The organism is Pedobacter arcticus A12 (genome assembly GCF_000302595.1).
Lineage (GTDB): Bacteria > Bacteroidota > Bacteroidia > Sphingobacteriales > Sphingobacteriaceae > Pseudopedobacter > Pseudopedobacter arcticus.
In genome coordinates this window covers 209,771-230,112 of the sequence record NZ_JH947126.1, presented here as the reverse complement: position 1 = coordinate 230,112, position 20,342 = coordinate 209,771, and the positions used below count along the sequence as shown (strand labels likewise).

General features: G+C 35.6%; 17 protein-coding genes. 5 read left to right on the top strand and 12 right to left on the bottom strand.

Annotation, left to right across the window (positions count from 1 at the left end; translation table 11 throughout):
- Positions 1–12: 12 nt before the first annotated feature.
- From hisD to gatB, 8 genes are all read right to left on the bottom strand, one after another.
- On the bottom strand, positions 13–1,332 hold the full coding sequence (gene hisD / locus B176_RS0107860) for a histidinol dehydrogenase (RefSeq protein ID WP_040540297.1): 1,320 nt from the start codon (positions 1,330–1,332) through the stop codon (positions 13–15).
- 133 nt (positions 1,333–1,465) lie between these two features.
- Positions 1,466–2,317, bottom strand: a complete 852-nt coding sequence (gene hisG, locus B176_RS0107855; RefSeq protein WP_017258250.1) for an ATP phosphoribosyltransferase — start codon at positions 2,315–2,317, stop codon at positions 1,466–1,468.
- A gap of 402 nt (positions 2,318–2,719) precedes the next feature.
- The gene (locus B176_RS0107850) at positions 2,720–3,559 is read right to left on the bottom strand and encodes an anti-sigma factor (RefSeq protein ID WP_017258249.1); all 840 of its coding nucleotides are present in this window, start codon (positions 3,557–3,559) and stop codon (positions 2,720–2,722) included.
- A complete protein-coding gene (locus B176_RS0107845; RefSeq protein WP_017258248.1) occupies positions 3,560–4,111 on the bottom strand; it encodes an RNA polymerase sigma factor in 552 nt (183 codons plus the stop codon). It lies immediately after the preceding gene.
- 23 nt (positions 4,112–4,134) lie between these two features.
- Positions 4,135–5,016 carry a lipoyl synthase gene (lipA, locus tag B176_RS0107840; protein ID WP_017258247.1) on the bottom strand — a complete coding sequence of 294 codons (882 nt, stop codon included), beginning with the start codon at positions 5,014–5,016 and terminating at the stop codon, positions 4,135–4,137.
- A 153-nt stretch (positions 5,017–5,169) separates the two neighbouring features.
- On the bottom strand, positions 5,170–5,865 hold the full coding sequence (locus B176_RS0107835; RefSeq protein ID WP_017258246.1) for a response regulator transcription factor: 696 nt from the start codon (positions 5,863–5,865) through the stop codon (positions 5,170–5,172).
- A gap of 110 nt (positions 5,866–5,975) precedes the next feature.
- Positions 5,976–7,097, bottom strand: coding sequence for a TlpA disulfide reductase family protein (locus tag B176_RS0107830; protein ID WP_017258245.1), 1,122 nt, complete (start codon positions 7,095–7,097; stop codon positions 5,976–5,978).
- A gap of 85 nt (positions 7,098–7,182) precedes the next feature.
- On the bottom strand, positions 7,183–8,652 hold the full coding sequence (gene gatB, locus B176_RS0107825; protein WP_017258244.1) for an Asp-tRNA(Asn)/Glu-tRNA(Gln) amidotransferase subunit GatB: 1,470 nt from the start codon (positions 8,650–8,652) through the stop codon (positions 7,183–7,185).
- Between the two features lie 137 nt (positions 8,653–8,789).
- On the opposite strand from gatB, the gene B176_RS0107820 reads away from it, so the two are divergent.
- From B176_RS0107820 to B176_RS0107795, 5 genes are all read left to right on the top strand, one after another.
- Entirely contained in the window at positions 8,790–9,170 is a 381-nt protein-coding gene (locus B176_RS0107820; RefSeq protein ID WP_017258243.1) for an iron chaperone, read from the top strand.
- Positions 9,160–12,009: an alpha/beta hydrolase family protein gene (locus B176_RS0107815; RefSeq protein ID WP_017258242.1), complete on the top strand. Its 2,850-nt coding sequence runs from the start codon at positions 9,160–9,162 to the stop codon at positions 12,007–12,009. The genes B176_RS0107820 and B176_RS0107815 overlap by 11 nt, the downstream gene beginning before the upstream one ends.
- 119 nt (positions 12,010–12,128) lie before the next feature.
- Positions 12,129–13,361 carry a nucleoside recognition domain-containing protein gene (locus B176_RS0107810; protein WP_017258241.1) on the top strand — a complete coding sequence of 411 codons (1,233 nt, stop codon included), beginning with the start codon at positions 12,129–12,131 and terminating at the stop codon, positions 13,359–13,361.
- Between the two features lie 76 nt (positions 13,362–13,437).
- Positions 13,438–13,809, top strand: a complete 372-nt coding sequence (locus B176_RS0107805) for a methylglyoxal synthase (RefSeq protein ID WP_017258240.1) — start codon at positions 13,438–13,440, stop codon at positions 13,807–13,809.
- A gap of 329 nt (positions 13,810–14,138) precedes the next feature.
- A complete protein-coding gene (locus B176_RS0107795; RefSeq protein ID WP_017258238.1) occupies positions 14,139–15,314 on the top strand; it encodes a nucleotidyltransferase family protein in 1,176 nt (391 codons plus the stop codon).
- Here B176_RS0107795 and B176_RS0107790 read toward each other — a convergent pair.
- From B176_RS0107790 to B176_RS0107775, 4 genes are read right to left on the bottom strand one after another with little or no spacing between them, the layout of a single operon-like run.
- Complete coding sequence (locus B176_RS0107790) at positions 15,297–17,372, bottom strand: prenyltransferase/squalene oxidase repeat-containing protein (RefSeq protein WP_017258237.1); 2,076 nt, start codon at positions 17,370–17,372, stop codon at positions 15,297–15,299. The genes B176_RS0107795 and B176_RS0107790 overlap by 18 nt on opposite strands.
- A gap of 2 nt (positions 17,373–17,374) precedes the next feature.
- Positions 17,375–18,310, bottom strand: coding sequence for a phosphoenolpyruvate carboxykinase (ATP) (locus B176_RS0107785; RefSeq protein WP_017258236.1), 936 nt, complete (start codon positions 18,308–18,310; stop codon positions 17,375–17,377).
- Between the two features lie 14 nt (positions 18,311–18,324).
- Positions 18,325–18,477 carry a hypothetical protein gene (locus tag B176_RS0107780; protein WP_154647925.1) on the bottom strand — a complete coding sequence of 51 codons (153 nt, stop codon included), beginning with the start codon at positions 18,475–18,477 and terminating at the stop codon, positions 18,325–18,327.
- Positions 18,478–18,509: 32 nt separating this feature from the next.
- Entirely contained in the window at positions 18,510–20,330 is a 1,821-nt protein-coding gene (locus B176_RS0107775; RefSeq protein WP_017258234.1) for an asparagine synthetase B family protein, read from the bottom strand.
- Positions 20,331–20,342: the final 12 nt, after the last annotated feature.

The following is a 20,342-nucleotide window of genomic DNA, read 5'->3' as shown; positions in this document are numbered from 1 at the left end:
AGTAGATTACGCTCAACAATCTTGATTCTTGCTACTTGTTTCTCGGCTCTGCAAAAGTCTCACAGATACAGCATTTTTATGCGCCTGCAGCCCTTCAATTTCTGCTAAAATTTCAATAGTTGGTCCTAAATTTTTTATACCGCTTTCGCTGATATGCTGGAACGTGATTTTTTTTACAAAAGAATCCAAAGACACGCCAGAATAAGAACGAGCATAAGCACTTGTAGGCAAAGTGTGGTTTGTTCCACTTGCATAATCCCCAGCACTTTCTGGAGTTAAATTGCCTGCAAAAACAGAACCTGCGTTAATGATTTTATCGGAAATTTGTTGCCAATTATCTGTTGCTAAAATTAAATGTTCTGGCGCATATTCATTACTAAAAGTCATTGCTTGGTCTAAATCCTTTACAAAAACCATATAAGAATTGTCAATTGCTTTTGCCGCAATTTCTTTCCGCGGTAAAACTGCTAATTGCTTTTCTACTTCACTTAATGTTTCTTTAATAATTGATTCAGAGTTACATAATAAAACTCCTTGACTGTCAATACCGTGTTCACATTGTGCCAATAAATCTGCTGCAACAAAAATTGGGTTGGCGGTTTCATCAGCAATTATCAAAACTTCTGAAGGGCCAGCAGGCATATCAATTGCCGTGTTTGTGGTCGATTGGATCAAGGTTTTCGCCATGGTAACAAACTGGTTTCCAGGACCGAAAATTTTATCAACTTTCGGGATACTTTCTGTTCCGTAAGCCATAGCTGCAACAGCTTGTGCGCCTCCAGCTAAGAAAATTTTTTCTACGCCTAAAAGTTGTGCAACGTAAGCAATGTATCCGTTTACAGTTGCAGATTTTTGCGGAGGAGAACAAACTACAATTTCTTTACAGCCAGCAATTTTTGCAGGTACGCCCAACATCAAAAATGTACTCGGTAAAACTGCCGTTCCACCTGGGATATACAATCCAACTCTCTCAATTGCTCTAACTTCTCTCCAGCAAGTTACACCGGCAGTAGTTTCTACTTTATCTTCTTTAGAAATCTGTGTTTCGTGGAATTTTTTGATATTCTTATAAGCAACGTTAATTGCTTTTTTTACATCTTCTTCAATTCCGCTGGCCAAGTGGTTAATTTCATCTATCCCAATAAACAAAGAATCCAATTCAACCTTATCAAATTGTGAAGCAAAGTTTTTTAAGGCTAAATCTCCATTAATTTTTACTTCGCTGATGATTTGTTCCACCTTTTCTCTTATCTCGTTTCCTGAATCTGCGTTGCGGGAAATAAGATTTTGAATGTCAGAATTGCTTAAATCAGAAAAGATATATTGCCTCATCCTAAATCCTTCTCCGAGGGAGAAGGACTTTTGACTTGCGTTGTTGTTTTCCTTTGTGTTTTCCATTTTGTCTACAAAAGTCAGAGCCGTTTTGTAAGCTCTTGATACTTGCTACTAAAATCTAGATACTACTCTACAAAATAATCTTCTCAATTGGCATCACCACAATTCCTTGTGCGCCAGCAGCTTTTAACTCGTTAATGTGGCTCCAAAAATCTCTTTCTGGAATTACGGTGTGTACAGCTACCCAACCTTCTTCTGCCAATGGCAAAACAGACGGACTTTTAACACCAGGAAGTAAAGCCAGGATTTTATCAAGATTTACTTTTTCAACGTTTAAAACTACATATTTAGTTTCTTTAGCTCGCATTACAGATTGTATACGCTGTAAAAGTTCTGCAACCAAAGCGTCACTTTCAATTCCTTTTCTGCCGATTAGGATCGCTTCTGATGACATTACATCCGCAAAAGGCTTTAACCCATTGCTACGTAAAGTACCGCCAGTAGAAACGATATCAAAAATAGCATCGGCTAAACCTAAACCTGGCGAAATTTCTACAGAACCCGAAATCATTTTAATCTCTGATTTTACACCTTGTTTAGTTAAAAATTTCTCTAAAATAACAGGGTAGGAGGTTGCAATTGATTTTCCGTGTAAATCAGCAACGGTTTGAATGTCACTGTCGTTTGGAACAGCCAGTTTTAATTTACATTTTCCAAAACCTAAACGTTGCAGGTAACTTACATCAACATCGGTTTCGGCAATTCCGTTTTCACCAACTATGCCAATATCCGCAATACCGTCTTGTACGTATTCTGGAATATCATCATCTCTTAAGAAAAGTATTTCTAAAGGAAAGTTTGATACTTGCGTAATTAATGAGCTTTTATAGTTTTCGAAAGAAAGTCCACAGTTTTTTAACAGTTCTACAGATTTTTCGTTTAACCTGCCAGATTTCTGAATAGCAATTTTTAAAGTTTTCAAGATTTTATGGTATTAATAAAAGACTAAAGAATGAGAATAAAAAAGTTCTGACGTACAAAACATACAAAATATAACATCGCCTTAGCGATGATGTAAATGATGTGTAGGTGTCAAAATTAATTTCATGTCTTTTTTAATAATTCTACGGAGAGATATTATGTATGTCGCAAATATAGCAAGCTTACGGGGATAATCAAGTTTTTTATAAGGATGTTTATCAGAAATGTGTAGAAAACGGATTTGTAAGGGAAAGTTTGTTTATGGATGTAAAAAAAACGAAGGGTCTCTCTGCGAGATACCCTTCTTGGACAAAAGGCGTTGCCTAACCTTCAATAGGATTTAAACAAAAAACCCAAAATCTGTTTGTCAGATTTTGGGTTTTTATGATGTAGATATGAAAAACTAAATATTCCCGATTACCATTAATTTTTCTAAAGTTGGACTAACACTGCCACCTCGTGGCTCTAAGGTTACAGCAAATGTTTGTGCTGTGCCAATTGATTTCATATCCTTAAGACCAATTTCTCCCTCTTCCATATCAAACACACCTAAATCCACAGGTTTACCATCAACTAAAGCCCAAAGCTGGTATTGATGCTGTTCATCATTTTTAGGCATTTTCATATTGGTAAAATCTAACATTACCTTTTGCTCTTTTGAATTAAAAGCAACCATAATATTTGAACTTGGAGAATTGTCTGTACCTTTTAAATTCACCATTTTAAAATCTGGGTTTGTCAAAACCTTTATAGATTGGTTGGTGCTGTAAACTTTTTTATCCAAATAATTAACCTGATTAGCAAAAGTTTGGTTGCTGCTCTGCAATTGAGCAATCTGTTTTCTGCTGTTTTTTAAGCTACTTGATAAATTAACAATCGCAACAATACTCACTACCAAAAGTGCTAAACATGCTGCAAAAGAATACTTATAAAAGTTTGCCACCTTGCTCAACGGAACAACTTTAGCTTCAGTAACAACCGACTTAATTACAGGTTCTACAACTTGTTCCTCGTCAGAAAACGTAAGCTGGCTAAAGAAATTCTCTTTTACTTTTAACGATGGTTCTATTGCCAAATTCAACGACACATCCATCATCACTTTCTCAATCTCCTCCAATTCGGCTTTTACCTCAGGATGGAGCTTAGACATCGCCTCAACCGCTGCTTTTTCTTCAGCATTAAGGTCTCCTAAAACGTAAAGTTCTAAAATGCCCGATTCGATATATGTTTTAATGTCTTCCACCTATTTAAAATATTTTCTCAATTCTATAATTCCCATTCTCAGTCTTGTTTTAACAGTGCCTAATGGCATTGCTAACTCCTCCGCAACTTCTACATGTGTGTAGCCTTGAAAATAAATCATATCAACAATGATTTTTTGTTCTGGCTTAAGTTTTTGTAAAAGATCTTTAACACCCATTAACTCTGGCTTATATTCAGAGTTATGCTGTATGTCAATCGAATTTACGTGATTTTCTAAGTCTTGGTTTTTAGAATGATTTCTATAATCTTTGGATCTTACCTTATCGATAGATAAGTTACGTACAACATTTACCATCCAAGTAAACAAACGACCTTTAGAAGCATCATATTGCTGAATAGAATTCCAGATTTTCACCAGTCCTTCCTGTAAAACGTCTTCGGCTATTTCATTATCCGTGATCACTCTTTGTATAATCCCCATTAAAGATGCGGAATACATACTATACAGTGCTTCTGCTCCGATTTTTTTCTGCTGTTTTAAGGCAATAACCAGTTCAGGTTCTTCTAAAAATACTTTGTTGGCTTTTATCACAAGTGGCGTAAGATAAAGATGATTTATTGAAAATCAAATAGGTGTTTTTCAGCATGATACGAAGACCGTACCAAAGGACCACTTTCCACGTATTTAAATCCCATTTCTCTACCTTTTTCTTTATAGAATGCAAATTGATCGGGATGAATCCAATCTAAGACAGGGTGATGGTTTTTTGTAGGTTGTAAATATTGACCTATCGTAAGGACATGTACACCAGCTGTTTTTAAATCCTGCATTGTTTCTAAAACGTCAGCTTCGTTTTCGCCTAAACCCAACATAATACCCGATTTGGTGCGTAAACCAAATTCCGAAATACGTTGCAAGCACTCCATACTACGATCGTACTTTGCCTGTACACGCACTTCTTTTGTTAACCTTCTAACAGTTTCAATATTATGCGAAACTACTTCTGGTTTTTCTTCACACACTCGGTACAAATTATCCCAAATCCCTCTAAAATCAGGAATCAAAGTTTCCATTGTTGTTTGCGGACTTTCTCTGCGGATTGCCTTAATGGTTTCTGCCCAAATAATAGAACCGCCATCTTTTAAATCATCACGATCTACGGAAGTAATTACCGCGTGTTTAACCGTCATTAATTTAATGGAGTTTGCTACACGATTTGGTTCATCCAAATCTACAGCTAATGGCCTGCCGGTCTTAACCGCACAAAAAGAACAAGACCGTGTACATATATTACCTAAAATCATAAATGTAGCAGTCCCGGCACCCCAGCATTCGCCCATGTTTGGACAATTACCGCTTTCGCAGATGGTGTGCAACTTGTGCTCATCCACAATCCCTCTTACTTCAGCATATTCTTTGCCTACAGGTAATCTCACTCTTAACCAATCTGGTTTGCGTTGTGCTTGATTTGCTGGAATCACAGGAAGTTCAATCATAAAGCAAAAGTAAGGATTGTTTAAAATATAAACAGCGGTTTTGAATATTTATTTAGGATATTAAAGTGGGTTTTTAGCTAATCAACACCGAATTTTACAGTAAATCCAGAAAGAATTAAGGAACGTAAATTTAGGGATTACTTTTAATCAAATTTATGCTTCAACAGTCTCGAATTTATAACCTACGCCTTTAACGGTAGTTACATAGTCGTTTCCTAGCTTTTCGCGGAGTTTTCTGATGTGTACATCAATGGTTCTGTTGGTTACAACCACAGAGTCTTCCCAAATACTGCTTAAAATAGCTTCGCGGGTATATACTTTACCAGGTTTTGATGCTAATAAGTATAACAATTCAAACTCTTTTTTTGCGAGTACTATCTTATTGCCGTCTTGAAATACTAAAAAAGCTTCTCTATCAATTACCAAATTAGAAATTTCCAGTTTTGTTTCTGTAACTTCTTCTGCTTGTAAGTTACGTCTTAAAATAGCGTTAATCCTGCTTAGTAAGGCCCTAGGTTTAATAGGTTTTGCGATATAATCATCAGCACCAACGTTAAAACCAGCAATTTCAGAGTATTCTTCACTTCTGGCAGTCAAAAAAACCATGAAGGTGTTTTTAAATTCAGGCATTGTTCTTAAAACCCTACAAGCTTCAATACCGTCCATTTTCGGCATCATCACATCTAAAATGATTAAATCTGGAAGGCATTTTTTTGCTTCTTGAACAGCTTCTTTTCCGTTTTTAGCGGTGAAAATGGTGTAACCTGCTTTTTTTAGGCTATAAGCAATCAGTTCCAGAATGTCTGGTTCGTCATCAACAATAAGAATTTTTTGTTTGTTACTAATCATAAAATCTATTTGTTACGAATCTACATGCTTTTTTACCGGCATTGTTAAGTTAATATTAACAGATGATTAAACTTATAGCCAATTTACGTAATTAAATAGGTAAAAAATGCTTAAAGTGTTTTCTCTAAAAACTGATTAAGTTGTTCTCCACGCAAATTCTTAGCTATAATTTTTCCGCTTGGGTCAATTACAAAAGAAGCAGGAATTGCGCTTACGTTATAAGACAAAGCAGTAGGAGAGTCCCATTGTCTCAGTTCCGAAACTTGTGCCCAATCTAACTTATCGGTAATAATTGCTTTCTTCCACGCATCTTCGTTATCATCCAAAGAAAAACCCAACACCGTAAAATTTTTATCTTTAAAGCGGTGGTATGTAGCAACTAAATTTGGGTTTTCTTGACGACACGGTGCGCACCAAGATGCCCAAAAATCTACTAAGACATATTTGCCTTTAAAATCGGCTAGGTTGATAACTTTTCCGTTTGTGCTTAAAGCCGAAATTGTTGGCGCAACACTTCCAACAGCTACTTTTTTTGTAGCTTCCATTTGTTTTGCAAAAGATGTGATCGCAGTGTTTTTTGGGAATGTTTCCGCTGCTTCTTTACTATAAGCAATCAGTTTACTTTCATAATCGTCATGTTGCATGCCCATCATGATATTTGCCGCAAAAAATGCAGTCATCGATTTTTTATTTTTTTCGATGAATTCCATTGATTGCTCTAAAAATGGCTTAGCTATAACCCCTGCTTTTGCATTGTACTCTGCAATAATCTGGTCTTTATTTTCTTGATTAGCCGTAATCATTTTGCTATACTGTTCGGCTAAAGCTCCATTTTGTTGACTGTATACTGCGGTAATTTTATTGTATTCGGTGATTTTATCTGCTTCCTCAGAACCCTTGATCTCGTAACTTCCAGTTGGGTTGTTCAAATCAGCTTTAAGCTCAACTTCGTCGCCATTTTCGGCAATCACAAAAAACGCTCTTTGGCCAACTGCCACTTGATAAAACTCTGGATCTACACTTTTGGATTTTAAAGTAAATTGCTTGTCCTCATTTAAAAAAGTGGAGTCAATTGGAATCATTTGTCCAAAAGTATCTAGTTCTAATAAATAAACCTTTTTGGCATCGCCAATGTTTGTAAACGAACCTTTAATGCTAAACTCACTTTTATTTGAACATGAAACTGCAAACAGCGCTACTCCAAATAATCCTACAATAAAATGCTTTTTCATCTATTTATTTTATTTTTTAAGGGTGATGAATCCATCATGACTTGATTAGCAATAGCTTATGAGCTTCTGCAAAATCAGGATGGATTCATTTAATACCTTCTAATTTTTCGATAATTAACTTATTTGCCTGTTTAGGGTCTACTTTACCATGAGATAATTTCATCACTTCGCCCATAAACAGTCCTATAACTCCTTTTTTACCGTTCTGGTATTCTTTAACCTTATCTGGGAATTTTTCTAACGCTGTTATGATAAATCCCTCTAATTCATTGTCACATTTTTTATGGATCAGATTTAGTTCCTCAACCAAATTGGCAACTTTAGCTTCTGGTTGCAGAACCAAGGCCGCAAACAATTTGTTTTTCGCCTGGCTATTGTTGATCTCTTTATGCGCTACCAAATTGATGATAGCAGCAATTTCTTCGGCAGGGATTCTCAAATCAGCAAAACCTTGTTGTGTTTCGTTTAAAAATGATTTAAGCGTACCCATTACCCAGTTAGATGCCAATTTATAACTTGTACTGTGCTTTGTTATTGCTATAAAATAATCTGCCATGGCTTTATCAGCGGTAAGCACCAAGGCATCATAGCTGGGTAAACCCATTTCTTTGGTGAATTGCTGATAAAGTTGTTCGGGCAAAGCGGGCATTTCTGCTTTTATTGCCTCCAAATACTCATCAGAAATCACCATTGGCAATAAATCTGGTTCGGGGAAATAACGGTAATCGTTAGCCATTTCTTTAGAACGCAAAGGCGTGGTTTTGCCAGTTGCTGCATCAAAATTCAAGGTATTTTGATCAATGGTTTTTCCTTTATTAATTAAACCGATCTGACGTTGGATTTCATGCTCAATTGCTCGCTGAACATTTTTGATCGAGTTTAGGTTTTTAACCTCGCAACGGTTCCCTAGTTTAGTTTCACCTTTTAACCGAACAGAAACATTGGCATCGCAGCGCATAGAGCCTTCTTCCATGTTGCCATCGCAAATATCAAGGTAACGAACTAATTTACGCAACTCCGTTAGGTATGCGGCAGCTTCTTCGCCAGAACTGATCATGGGCTCTGTAACAACCTCTAACAAAGCTACTCCAGCTCGGTTTAAATCGATATAAGAATAATCTGCATCTAAATCATGGATACTTTTACCAGCATCTTCTTCCATGTGGATCCGATTTAGAATAATATCTTTTTCCTCACCAGTTTCTAACCTTATTTTGAGTTTTCCACCGATACAAATAGGCTCGTTATCTTGCGTAATTTGATAGCCTTTAGGCAAATCGGCATAAAAATAGTTTTTACGGTCGAAGAAATTATACTGGTTGATTTTACTGTCGATAGCCAAACCTAATTTGGTGGCATACTTTACCGCTTTTTCATTGGTTAAAGGCAATGCGCCCGGTAAACCTAAAGAAACGGGACTTATATTTTGATTTGGTAAATTACCGAAAGTTGCTGAATCTGAACAAAATGCTTTTGATGCGGTAGATAATTGAACATGAACTTCTAAACCTATAACCGCTTCAAATTGTTCAATATTGTTTATGATTTGATTCATTCTGTATTAAAAATTTACCAAAAGGCCTGTTTTATTGTGATTTTCAAATATAATTTAATTAGTCACAAATAGTCAAAGAAAAAAAATAATAATAGATTTATAAAAGATTAGGGTTTAATAATTCAGTTTTGATACCAATGCAACAAAAAATATTTTCAGTTGACGAATATATCGCACAGTTTCCTACAGAAATGCAAAACTTATTACGCTTATTAAGAGCGACAATAATTTTGGAAATTCCAGATGCTGTAGAGGTAATTAGTTATGGGATACCAACTTATAGGGTGGATGTGAATCTGGTTCATTTTGCAGGCTACAAAAAGCATATAGGTTTTTATCCAGGTCCAAATGCGTTAATTAAGTTTAAAAGTAAGATATTGGCATTCAAGCATTCTAAAGGTGCTGTTCAGTTCCCAATCAATAAGGAATTGCCGTTAAAATTAGTTTCTGAGATTACGAAATACGTATTGATCCAAAATCAAATAAAACCATCGAAAAAACAACCAAATGAAATTTAATATACCTTTCTTAAAAACTAAAACATTTCTCGTTCTCCTATTTACCTGTACTACGTTTGTTTGCTTTTCTCAAAAAAAACCGGTAGACCACAGCGTTTATGATTCTTGGGAAAGTATAGGAAGTAAACAAATTAGTGCCAGCGGTAAATGGATTGGCTATTCCATTGCGCCACAGGCAGGTGATACCACTTTATTGATTAAGTCGGTAAAAAATGGATCAACTGTTTTTTCTTATCCACACGCACAAAAATTTACAATTACTCAAGACGAGGCTTTTGTGGTTTTTTCTATTATTCCTAAATTTTCTGATACCAGACAGGCTAAAATCAAGAAAAAGAAAGCGGTGGATATGCCAAAAGATTCGTTGGGTATTTTAAACCTGAATAGCAAAACGTTGGAAAAAATACCGCAAGTGAAATCTTTTGCATTACCAGATAAAGCCAGTAATGTATTGGCATATCTTTTAGAGAAAGAAAAAAAGGACACAACCAAAACTAAAAAGACTGAAAGTTTGCAAGATGCTGCTTACTTTTTTGCAGACGAGAAAGAGAAAAGTAACGAGGCTAAAGAAGGTAGTGTTTTAGTTTTAAAATATCTGGCAACTAAAGATTCTGCTAAATTTAAAGGTGTAAATGATTACCTGCTGAGTAAAGACGGGCAGTATTTAATTTATAGCTGTTCGGGGATAAAAAAGGATTCTTCTGTAAAACCAGGCGTGTACCTTTTTGAAACTAGCAGTAAGAAAACTACATTTTTAACCGGTGGTAAGGGATTGTACAAAAATTTCGCTTTTGATGAGAAAACTAAACAAATAGCTTTTACGGGTAATAAAAGTGAGGAAAAAGCTTTGGTAAAGCCTCATGATCTTTATTTTTATAATTTCACTACTGATAGCGCAAGCATCTTGGTTTCTACAAAAACGGTGGGCATGCCACAAAATAACCATGTAAGTGAAAACGGGAAAGTGTTTTTTAGCAAAGATGGTTCTCGGGTGTTTTTTGGAACAGCGCCCATTCCTGTAGCTAAGGATACCACCATTGTTGATTTTGAAGTTGCGAAAGTAGACATTTGGAACTACCAGGATGAATATCTGCAACCCATGCAATTAGCCAATTTGAGCAAAAAGCTAAAGGAGAGTTTTTTGGCGATGGTGGACTTAAAAAACAATAAGTTTTTACAGCTTGGCACCGAGGAGCTAAACACTGTTAATTTACCAGAAGATGGAAATGAAGATTTCGCTTTGCTTTCTTCGGATTTTGGAAATAGGGTTGCGATGCAGTGGGATGGCGCAACATTAAGAACAGCCTATCTTATTAATTTGAAAACTGGTAAAAAGACACTGGTTAGTTCCAACACCAAAACAGAATATAAATTTTCTCCGAAAGGAAATCATGTACTTTGGTTTGATGAAAAAGAACAGAATTGGTTTTCTTACAGCGCTTTAACAAATAGAAAGATCAAGATTATCCAAGAAAAAGGTAGTGTTTTTGGCGATGATGAAAATGATGTGCCCGATGATGCCAAATCTTATAATTATGGAGGTTTTACGGAAGATGAAAAACAGGTTTTAATTTATGATAAATACGACATCTGGTCTTTTAATCCCGAAACAGGTATTGGAAAAAACTTGACCAATGCTTTCGGCCAGCAAAACAAAACCACGTTTCGCTACACTGCTTTGGATAAAGAAAAAAAATCGGTACCCCAAAAAGGTGAACTATTGTTAAGTGCTTTTAACCAGCTTACTAAGCAAAACGGCTGGTTTACAAAAGATATTGCCAAACCTGGTAATCCAATAAAATTGGTGATGGAAAACTATAGTTTTTCTAAACCCATTAAAGCGGAGAACAGCAAAATGATGGTTTATCAGAAAGAAAATTACCAAAACTCTCCTGATGTGTATGCAAGCACAAATTTTAAAAACGAACTTAAGTTAAGCAATATCAATCCTCAACAAGCCAATTATAAATGGGGAAATGCCATGTTGGTGAACTGGATAACTCCGAAAGGTTATAAAGCCACTGGGGTATTGTATAAGCCAGAGGATTTTGATCCTAAAAAGAGCTACCCAATGATTGTTTATTTTTATGAAAAAGTGTCGGACAAGCTATTTGCCTATCAAGCACCAGCGCCCACGCCATCCCGATTAAATATTTCATATTTTGTAAGCAATGGATATTTGGTTTTTACGCCAGATATCAGCTACGAGATTGGCTATCCTGGCAAATCTGCCGAAGAATTTATTAATTCGGGCGTTGAATATTTAAAACAAAACTCATGGGTTAACGGCAACAAAATTGGCATACAAGGGCAAAGCTGGGGTGGTTATCAAGTCGCTCACCTTATAACCGTAACCGATAAATATGCTGCTGCCTGGTCGGGCGCACCGGTGGTCAATATGTTTTCTGCTTATGGCGGTATACGTTGGCAAACAGGTATGAACAGGCAGTTTCAATACGAAAAAACGCAAAGTAGAATAGGTGCAACAATTTGGGAGAAACCAGAATTATACACCGAAAACTCTCCATTGTTTAGAATGCCAAATGTGCAAACCCCTGTTGTGATTATGGCTAATGATGGCGATGGTGCTGTGCCATGGTACCAAGGGATAGAAATGTTTACTGCTTTGCGCAGATTAGGAAAGCCCGTTTGGATGCTTAATTATAATGGCGACGAACATAATTTGATGAAGCGCCAGAACCGTAAAGATATTTCTATTAGGGAACAGCAGTTTTTTGACCATTATTTGAAAGGTGCGCTGATGCCTGTTTGGATGGGGAAAGGTGTACCAGCAACCGAGAAAGGCAAAAATTGGGGTTTCGATTTAATTAAACCTTAACAGAGAATTGTTGATTAATTGTGATGCATAAGGTTAATTTGATTTTTTTATTCATCAAAAACATTTTATGCGTTTTTATTTTGTAAAAAATTATAACCTTTAGCAATATTTAATTTTACATGGCATTAAATTACGTTTGGGTCGGTTTTTTCATAATCTCGTTTGGGGTTGCATTATTTAGGCTGATATTTTTTCAGGATTATCAGATTTTTCAAGAAATTGTAAACAGCACCTTTGATATGTCGAAAACCGGAGCCGAGATTTCCTTAGGCTTAATTGGTTTAATGACGTTTTGGTTGGGTATTATGAAGATTGGCGAAAAAGGAGGGATGATCAATATCTTTGCTAAGCTTGTTGGTCCGTTTTTCAGCAAAATTTTTCCAGAGATCCCAAAAAACCACCCTGCTATGGGTTCTATTTTAATGAACTTTTCGGCAAATATGTTGGGTTTAGATAATGCGGCAACACCTTTAGGTTTAAAGGCGATGAAAGAACTGCAAGAAATTAATCCGCAAAAAGATACCGCTTCAAATGCCCAAATTATGTTTTTGGTGCTTAATGCATCGAGTTTAGTGTTAATTCCCACTAGTATTATGGCTTTTCGTAAAGCGGCAGGAGCAGTAGATCCGTCAGATGTTTTTGTTCCTTGCTTATTAGCTACTTTCTTTTCCACTTTAGTGGGATTAGTGGTTACAGCGACCTATCAAAAAATCAATCTTTTCCAGAAAACTATCCTTATTTATTTGGGTTCTGCGGCCGCAGTTATTGGCGGAACATTATATTATTTTACCACGCTATCGCAAGATCAGATTAGTATTGTTTCTAGTGTGGTGGGCAATGTGTTGCTGTTCAGTATTATTTTGTCGTTTATTATTCTGGCACTTTTTAGAAAAATCAATGTATTTGAAACATTTATTGAAGGTGCCAAAGAAGGGTTTGAGATTGCCGTAAAAATTATCCCTTACTTGGTGGCCATTTTGGTTGCGGTTGGTGTGTTTAGAGGTTCTGGCGCTTTAGATTTTTTAGTGGAGGCCATAAAACATCTGGTAGCTTTCGCTGGATTAGATACAGGTTTTGTTCCGGCATTGCCTGTTGCCTTTATGAAACCTTTGAGCGGGAGTGGTGCCCGTGGGTTGATGGTGGAATTGATGAATACTACTGGTGCTGATAGTTTTGCTTCTCGGGTTGCCTGTGTAATACAGGGTTCTACGGAAACAACTTTTTATGTTTTAGCTATTTATTTCGGTTCGGTTTCCATTAAAAAAACCAGACATGCCTTACCTGCTGCGCTTTTGGCGGAGTTAGCAGGAGTTTTAGCGGCTATATTTATCGCATATATATTTTTTAAATAATGAAACCATCATGGTTTTGGCAAAGTGCATGGGGATATGATTGCTTCATTACCATTAAAAACAATTAAATAAACAAATGAAAAAGAGAATTGCATTGATAGCCCACGACGGGAAAAAAGCAGAGATGGTTGGTTTTGTAAAAGATCATTTAGAGATTTTATCGAGAATGGATCTAGTAGCTACAGGAACTACTGGTGGCTATGTGGAACAAACTGGTTTACAGGTAAATAAAAAACTGAGCGGACCAAACGGTGGCGATGCACAAATTGCTGCAATGGCCGCCGAAGATTTGTTAGATGGCATTCTGTTTTTCAGAGACCCACTAGGCAAACACCCTCATGAACCAGATGTACAAATGTTGATGCGTATCTGCGATGTGCATAATGTGCCAATTGCTACAAATCCCGCAACGGCTAAGTTAATTTTGGAAGCCTTGGCGGATGATTAGTTTTTCAGGTGCTTAGGTTGTTAGGAGCTAGTTTGTTAGAGCTAGGTTTATCTTATGGAGAAAAATTACGAAAAGAAACCGGGCTCAAATCTGGATGTTTTACATTTTAATCTGTCTAAGAAATGTCAATTCAGAATGCATTAAAAGTTATTAAAGATATTAGGGAATCGAAAAACAAGGCTTCGAAAATTTCTACTATGGAAGATTTAGTTATACTATCCGATACAAAAGGTCTTCCTTGTTCTGAGAATGATCTTGAAGCAGCTTTTCAAATAGATTGGAAGATGCGATGGGTTAAACACTCAAATAAGTTTTAGACTTGGTAAGATATGCTTAGTATAGGTCACCTCAAAACGATATATGGAAATGAGGAAACGTTGATAATTCTTATAACACGCTTATATTTTGATAAGCAAAGCGTGGGAGAAGTGAACGATTTCTTAGAAAAGGAAGAGATAAACTGGTTGTTGTTCTATAAACTGGTTCAATTAAATGATATCAGAGGTTTTGTCTATGAAATTGTAATAACCTCAAACATCTCGATAGACCAATCAGTTTTTAATGCATTGAAAAAAGATACCGTAGGTATTATATTGTTCGGTAAATATCAATTACAATTACTTAACCATTTAAGTCAACAATTTAGTAATCTTGGAATAAGAGTAATTAATTATAAAGGTGTAAGGTTTGCCAACCGTTATTATAGATCATTATCTATGAGGGAAAGCGCTGATATAGACTTCCTGATCAAAAAGGATGATTTGAGTAAATTGAGAGAATGCCTTTTATCAAACGATTTTATATCAACTTACGATGTCTCAGAACATCAAATTGGTTTTTTGAAAAAGTATCAGCGTGAGCTATCGCTTAAGTCTCCAAAAGATAAATTGGGCATAAACTGTTCTGTAGAATTACAATGGAAACTAGTGGAAAATTATTTTGGTAAATTTTATGAATATGATTTCTTAGCCAAACATTTAACTCACGATAGTAATGGAACAATAAGTATGGCCTTATCACCAACTTATGATTTTCTGTGTATCGCTTCTCATCACTTAATCAGAGAACCTTTACTGAAGTTTAAGTATTTAATTGATTTAGCATGTATTATTGATAAATCTGGTAAGAATCTAAACTGGGAGGAGATAGCAGCAGGTTTTAAACGGTATAAATTTTCGCCTTTTCTTTGGTCAGGTGTTAATGCGTTAGAAGAAATAGTTGGTATCAAAATACCATTATCTGAGAAACCAGCTATCAAATATCATCTGTTTTCTTTTATGAAAGCAAAAAATGACCGGGAAAATTTGTTTAAGAAAATAAAACTTATCGGTCTAAAACTAGATTTTACAGAGCGGATAAAATTCAAGGTTAAAGCTTACTCCTGGTTACTTGTGCCAAATACCAATGATCTTTCACTTACGGATAAACCAGCTTGGGCTATCCCGTTAATTATTCCAACAAAGTCTTTTAAACTCTTTTATTCTTTTTTATTTAATAAGAGATAGCGCATATTTGTTCAACGCATCTAAAACTGTAACTGTAGTAAAATTTTTCATCTGATCCTTAAAGACTGGTATATTTTTACCGTTTTCATGATTCCGATCGTTAGAATTTGGAGATCTCAATATCGCATCAGACTTCCAACATCCTTGCTGTTCTTGTGAATTGATTAGTACTGTAGTTATTTTCTGCTTCAGTATAGAATTTTCTTTTTCGGAATTATCGCATAATAGTATCCGCAATAGAAAAGCAAGTTTGAAAGTGTTAGGAAAGGATGCATTTAATATTCTATTTGCCTCATGCGTTGCCCAGTTTATAGCACTTTCAATTGATTTCTTATATTTTTCTGCGTTTTTACTATAAAGTGCTTCTGTAGCGAGCCCTGTCGCATACTCGTAACCATCCCACCAGTAACCATACCAAAAACCGTCTTTATCTTGTTGATTAATTAGGTAATCAATAGCATGTTGTTTTCCCGTTAGTGCATATGCTGCGGTTACGCAATTATGGGGTATTTGCCAGCCGTTGAAAAGTACACTAGTGGCAACTAATGCTTCTTTTTCTAAAGAGCGACGCTTTGCGTATGTAACTATACCGCCATCCTCTGAAATATGTTTTTCCACTATACTTAAAAAACATATATCAAGGTTGCCAATTAAGTTCTCGGAGTTAGTAAAGTGCAAAACCCATGTGGTGCTATCCGCGTCTCCTCGTGTTAAGGCATTATAACCCCAACCTTCATTCATGCGGTATCTCGTCTTTAATATATCCCAAGCTTTTTCTAGTGATTTTTGAGTTTTTTGAGTTTTTAAATTAGAAAGGTAATAAGCAACATAAGCTGTTACCCATTCATCGCTAGTTCCTGGCTCTAGGTGAAAATCTTTCCACCAGCCAGCTTGAGTTTGGTTTGATAAAAGAAAGTCGATTCCTTTGTCGATTACTTTTTCTAGTTCTTGAGGCTCATCGTAAATTTGATTTTCTTGCTTTTGTAAGCTATCTAAATTAATCGTATTCTGAGACATCCATAAACTTTCATAAGCGAGATAAGCCTTTATTTCAATTTCATTCTCTGGCTGGTAAGATAGTTTTAAATGAGAAATCCACTTTTTTAAGTAGGTAAATTCACTTTCGGATTTACCTAATGAATCTAGCCAAAGATGACTTGGCCAATTCTCAATCTTCCCCGGAAAAACATCTTCGTTCCATTCTAGTATTGTTTTTATTTTGTCTTTTTCAAGTATACTGTCAAGTTTCAGCTTTTCAATAAAATCCTTCCAATAAGTTTCGGTGCTGGGTTGCCCATTCCAAAAACATTCAAAACCAATTTTTGGATAAATTTCTGAGCCAATATCGATACATAAAGTTATACGGTCTGCGTAAGTATATATTAACGACAGCCAATACTCGAGCTCTTTACTAAGCCACTTATAACCAGTTTTCTGTAAAAAAGGAACTACAGAGCAGTATGGTAATTTTTTTATATTTACACGTAAAACGTCATTATTTCTAGAAAATAGAATTCCTAAGTATGCTAGGTATGCAGGATCTGGACAGGCTTCTATAATCGTCTCTAATAACTTATAATAAGGTTTGTTTTTACCTAACGTATTATTTAAGATAAATAAAGAATAATCTTTTCTTTGAGTGCTGGTAAGGCTGGTCTCTAGCTCAAAAAATAAAAGGGGTACATTTAAATTAGGTGAATTAACATCAAGTTCTAAAAATATCTCAGGTATACTTTTGTGATAAAAAGAGTTCTTATCTGCCCACTCTTTTAAAAAAGAAAGAAGTAGTTGATCTTCTCCATTTCCAGAAAGTTTTCTCTCAAACCAGCTTAAAATTGATGCCAAGTCGTCCTCGTCTCTTCTAATACAAAACTGCAGATCGACCTGATCTTGCTTATTCAAGCGGCACTCTAATGCAAAGCGGATAATAGGAGGAAAAAAAGCAGCAGCCTTTTTAAGCAAATCTAGCTGGGGAGCGGAAACAATTGTTTCGGGGAGCGTACAAAAGAAATCCTTTGCCGCACCTAGTAGCGGATATTCATCAGCAGCTTGCAACATGTTTAAGAAAAGTTTAAAGTTTCAAACACAGAATGGTATACTTCACTAATTCGGGTAATTTCGTTTGAAGCATGTATTTTGTAACAAGGTACATGTTCCAAAAGTTTTAATGATGATTGGAAATAAGTTTTTAGGTATTCTTTTGAATTAAAACCAGGCAATAGTATTTCCTCCATTAAGGTTGAAAGTGCTTCGGATTTCTTCATCGGTTCAATTAAAAGCGCTGGATCAAAACTTCTTTGCTGTAAAAAAAATACGGCTGCAACCTGTTTTGGGTTGCTATTCTCAACAGGTTTATCATTGCGGAAGTAGACCTTAGAACTAGAGGTTTTATATTGATTGCTTTTTTTAAAACCATCAGAAAGATCAAATACATTTTTTACTTTTTGCTTAGGAATATTTAAAGCAGATAAAATATCTGGATTGATTTTGAGTGAGGTTTCACCTTGATAAGAAAGAAAGCAGTTCTTTTCTTGCTGTAGCAAAGAATAATCGTCGCACCAGATATCGTGTCCCTGTAAGTGAAAAAAACTTGCTAGCGTTGATTTTCCAGCACCTTTTTTACCCATAAACAATATTATTTTTTCGTTTATCTGCATTGCCGAAGCATGCAAGCAAAAATACCCCTGTTCTTGCAAACAAAACTTTTTGATGTTACCCTTAATTAACGAGCTAACTGTTTGAGGGGAGACTTCAATCTGATAATTACAGAAAACATTTTTGCCACCAGAAGTAATGATGAAGCTAACCATCGGTTTTTGTTCATCACGATACTCAAACAGATAGCAATTACCATATTCAAAACTACTTCCTGTATAAAAATTTTCGCCAAATATATTTGGCGAAAATTTTTGTTCATGAGGCTTAAATGCTAATTTTTCTTTCAGTAGCAAAAAATCAAAATCTGTTAGATTGTGGAATTCTATTTTAAACTTCACACAATAACTTCAAATTATGAATAGTAATTTGGGCCACCACCACCATCTTGAGTATGAGTGCTGTCTGCACTTGTGGTATTCGTAATTTCTCCAATTTTCCCCAATTCCTTCAGTTCTGGTGCAGCGTAGTTTTTTTTAGAGTTTCCAGTAGTTTCTTCTTTGTTCATATCGTCGTTTTTTAACGAAAGTAACGTTTTTTTTATAAAACACAATTGTTCCAAGACATGATTGTAAAAATAATAAGTAGGTCGCTATCTGAATTAGCTAATGTATCAGATTTAGTAGCTTCTTCTATTAAAGATTTCATATCTGCATTTCCAATGAAAACTTTATTTTTTTTAGAAATACTGTTTTTAAGTACTTCAGCTATATTATGATTTTGTAAATTTTCAAAATGAGCATTTTTAAAAATAAGCGTTTTTGGTCGGGTAATAACTGCGGTTGGGAGATAAGGCGTCATTGCCATGCGTAGCAATGATTTTTTATAAAGCAGATGTGGAGGTAATGCAATGATAAAAAGAAATAAATCTAAAGAAAAGAAGGGTTGTCGTACTTTAACTTTATATCCATTAAATCCTGGATAAGACATCTCAAATAGCGAGGACCAAAACGGATTTTTAACCATTCCAAAGTAAGTACGCAAAGAATCAAGATTCTCGGTTTTTTTGGAGAAAGAAAAAACATTTTTGAAAAGAGAATATTTGTGGTTGTTGATTGACTTTTTAAAGTTTTTTTTAGGTTTTGATTTAATTAAACCTATCAATTTATGCCGAAGGCTTGTTCCAGAAAAGCGACCGAAAACGCGGTAGAATAAAATCTCGTCTTTATATGACTGAACTTTGTAGCCTTGCTCTTTAAGCTTTTGTTTAGCCGATTCTCCATATTCAAATAAAGGATCTCCACCGAACCCAGTTAAATAAGTTCGCGAAAATGTTTCTACGTCTGAGAGTATCTGAGATTCAGGGGTTGCATGCGGGACCCCAATTGGTTCGGGAAGCCAAGAGACAAGTGGTTTTAAAATTTTTTTAAGGTAATCCTCTGCTACGTATTGGTTTATCGGTATATCTAAATGTTTCGCTATCGTTTCTCCAAAAAAACCTTCTTTCTCGTTCACAAGATATTTATAAACAATATTAAAGCATTTTAACTCATGGTTAGCACCATAACACTCATTTAAAACTTTTTTCGTCACTGCGGTTATTGCAGAGCTATCCATACCTCCACTTAAAGAAGACGCAACCTTACTGTTTCGGGTACGATCATTTATAGATTGCTCAAATAATTGATAGAAGTGCTCCACGTATTCCTTCGTGGTTTTGTAACGAATAGGGCTAATCTGATTTGGTACATCCCAATAGCGACTTACATGAGCAACTCCATTTTTATAAATAAGTTGGTGAGCTGGTGGGAGTTTTTTTAGGTCTTTATAAATAGTTTGATCAAAATAATTGTTCAATCCAGCGGATAAATAAGACTTTACAACATCGTCATCGAGCTCTGAAATAAGATTCGGTACATCTTTTAAGGATGTGTAAAAATTTGTGAATAGAAACTTATCGTTGAGTTGGGTGTAATAAAATGGCACAAGACCAAAATGATCTCGGGCGCAGAAAAGATAATCTTCTTTCTCATTCCAAATTGCAAATGCATAATCTCCTGAAATGTGGTCTAGGCAACGCTCTCCCCATTGCTTATACGCATATAGGACCAAGTAGGAATCTGGAGTTGAATTACTGATCTCATCTCCAAATATAAACTTTAGCGCCCCTATAAGTTTGATACGATTATCTAGTCGCACATCTCCAATAATTCGGATATTTTCATCCATTGTAAATGGAAGATGCTCATCATCAGTATCATCGAAGGTTTTTAACCACGCAAAACGTAAATCAGCTTTCTCGCTTCGCCACGAACCCGAATAATCATCACAAGTTTGGCACATAGAGCTTGTTGCAATGTCTAAGATATCTATATCAAACTGCTCTAATTTAGAAGTTATAATTCCTACGAATCCGCTCATTAAAATTGAAAA

What these genes read in the sequence shown, in the direction of transcription:
- hisD (WP_040540297.1), bottom strand. Translation starts at nt 1,332, where the DNA reads ATGAGGCAATATATCTTTTCTGATTTAAGCAATTCTGACATTCAAAAT.
- lipA (WP_017258247.1), bottom strand. Translation starts at nt 5,016, where the DNA reads ATGATTGAACTTCCTGTGATTCCAGCAAATCAAGCACAACGCAAACCA.
- B176_RS0107835 (WP_017258246.1), bottom strand. Translation starts at nt 5,865, where the DNA reads ATGATTAGTAACAAACAAAAAATTCTTATTGTTGATGACGAACCAGAC.
- B176_RS0107830 (WP_017258245.1), bottom strand. Translation starts at nt 7,097, where the DNA reads ATGAAAAAGCATTTTATTGTAGGATTATTTGGAGTAGCGCTGTTTGCA.
- gatB (WP_017258244.1), bottom strand. Translation starts at nt 8,652, where the DNA reads ATGAATCAAATCATAAACAATATTGAACAATTTGAAGCGGTTATAGGT.
- B176_RS0107820 (WP_017258243.1), top strand. Translation starts at nt 8,790, where the DNA reads ATGCAACAAAAAATATTTTCAGTTGACGAATATATCGCACAGTTTCCT.
- B176_RS0107815 (WP_017258242.1), top strand. Translation starts at nt 9,160, where the DNA reads ATGAAATTTAATATACCTTTCTTAAAAACTAAAACATTTCTCGTTCTC.
- B176_RS0107810 (WP_017258241.1), top strand. Translation starts at nt 12,129, where the DNA reads ATGGCATTAAATTACGTTTGGGTCGGTTTTTTCATAATCTCGTTTGGG.
- B176_RS0107805 (WP_017258240.1), top strand. Translation starts at nt 13,438, where the DNA reads ATGAAAAAGAGAATTGCATTGATAGCCCACGACGGGAAAAAAGCAGAG.
- B176_RS0107795 (WP_017258238.1), top strand. Translation starts at nt 14,139, where the DNA reads ATGCTTAGTATAGGTCACCTCAAAACGATATATGGAAATGAGGAAACG.
- B176_RS0107790 (WP_017258237.1), bottom strand. Translation starts at nt 17,372, where the DNA reads ATGTTGCAAGCTGCTGATGAATATCCGCTACTAGGTGCGGCAAAGGAT.
- B176_RS0107780 (WP_154647925.1), bottom strand. Translation starts at nt 18,477, where the DNA reads ATGAACAAAGAAGAAACTACTGGAAACTCTAAAAAAAACTACGCTGCA.
- B176_RS0107775 (WP_017258234.1), bottom strand. Translation starts at nt 20,330, where the DNA reads ATGAGCGGATTCGTAGGAATTATAACTTCTAAATTAGAGCAGTTTGAT.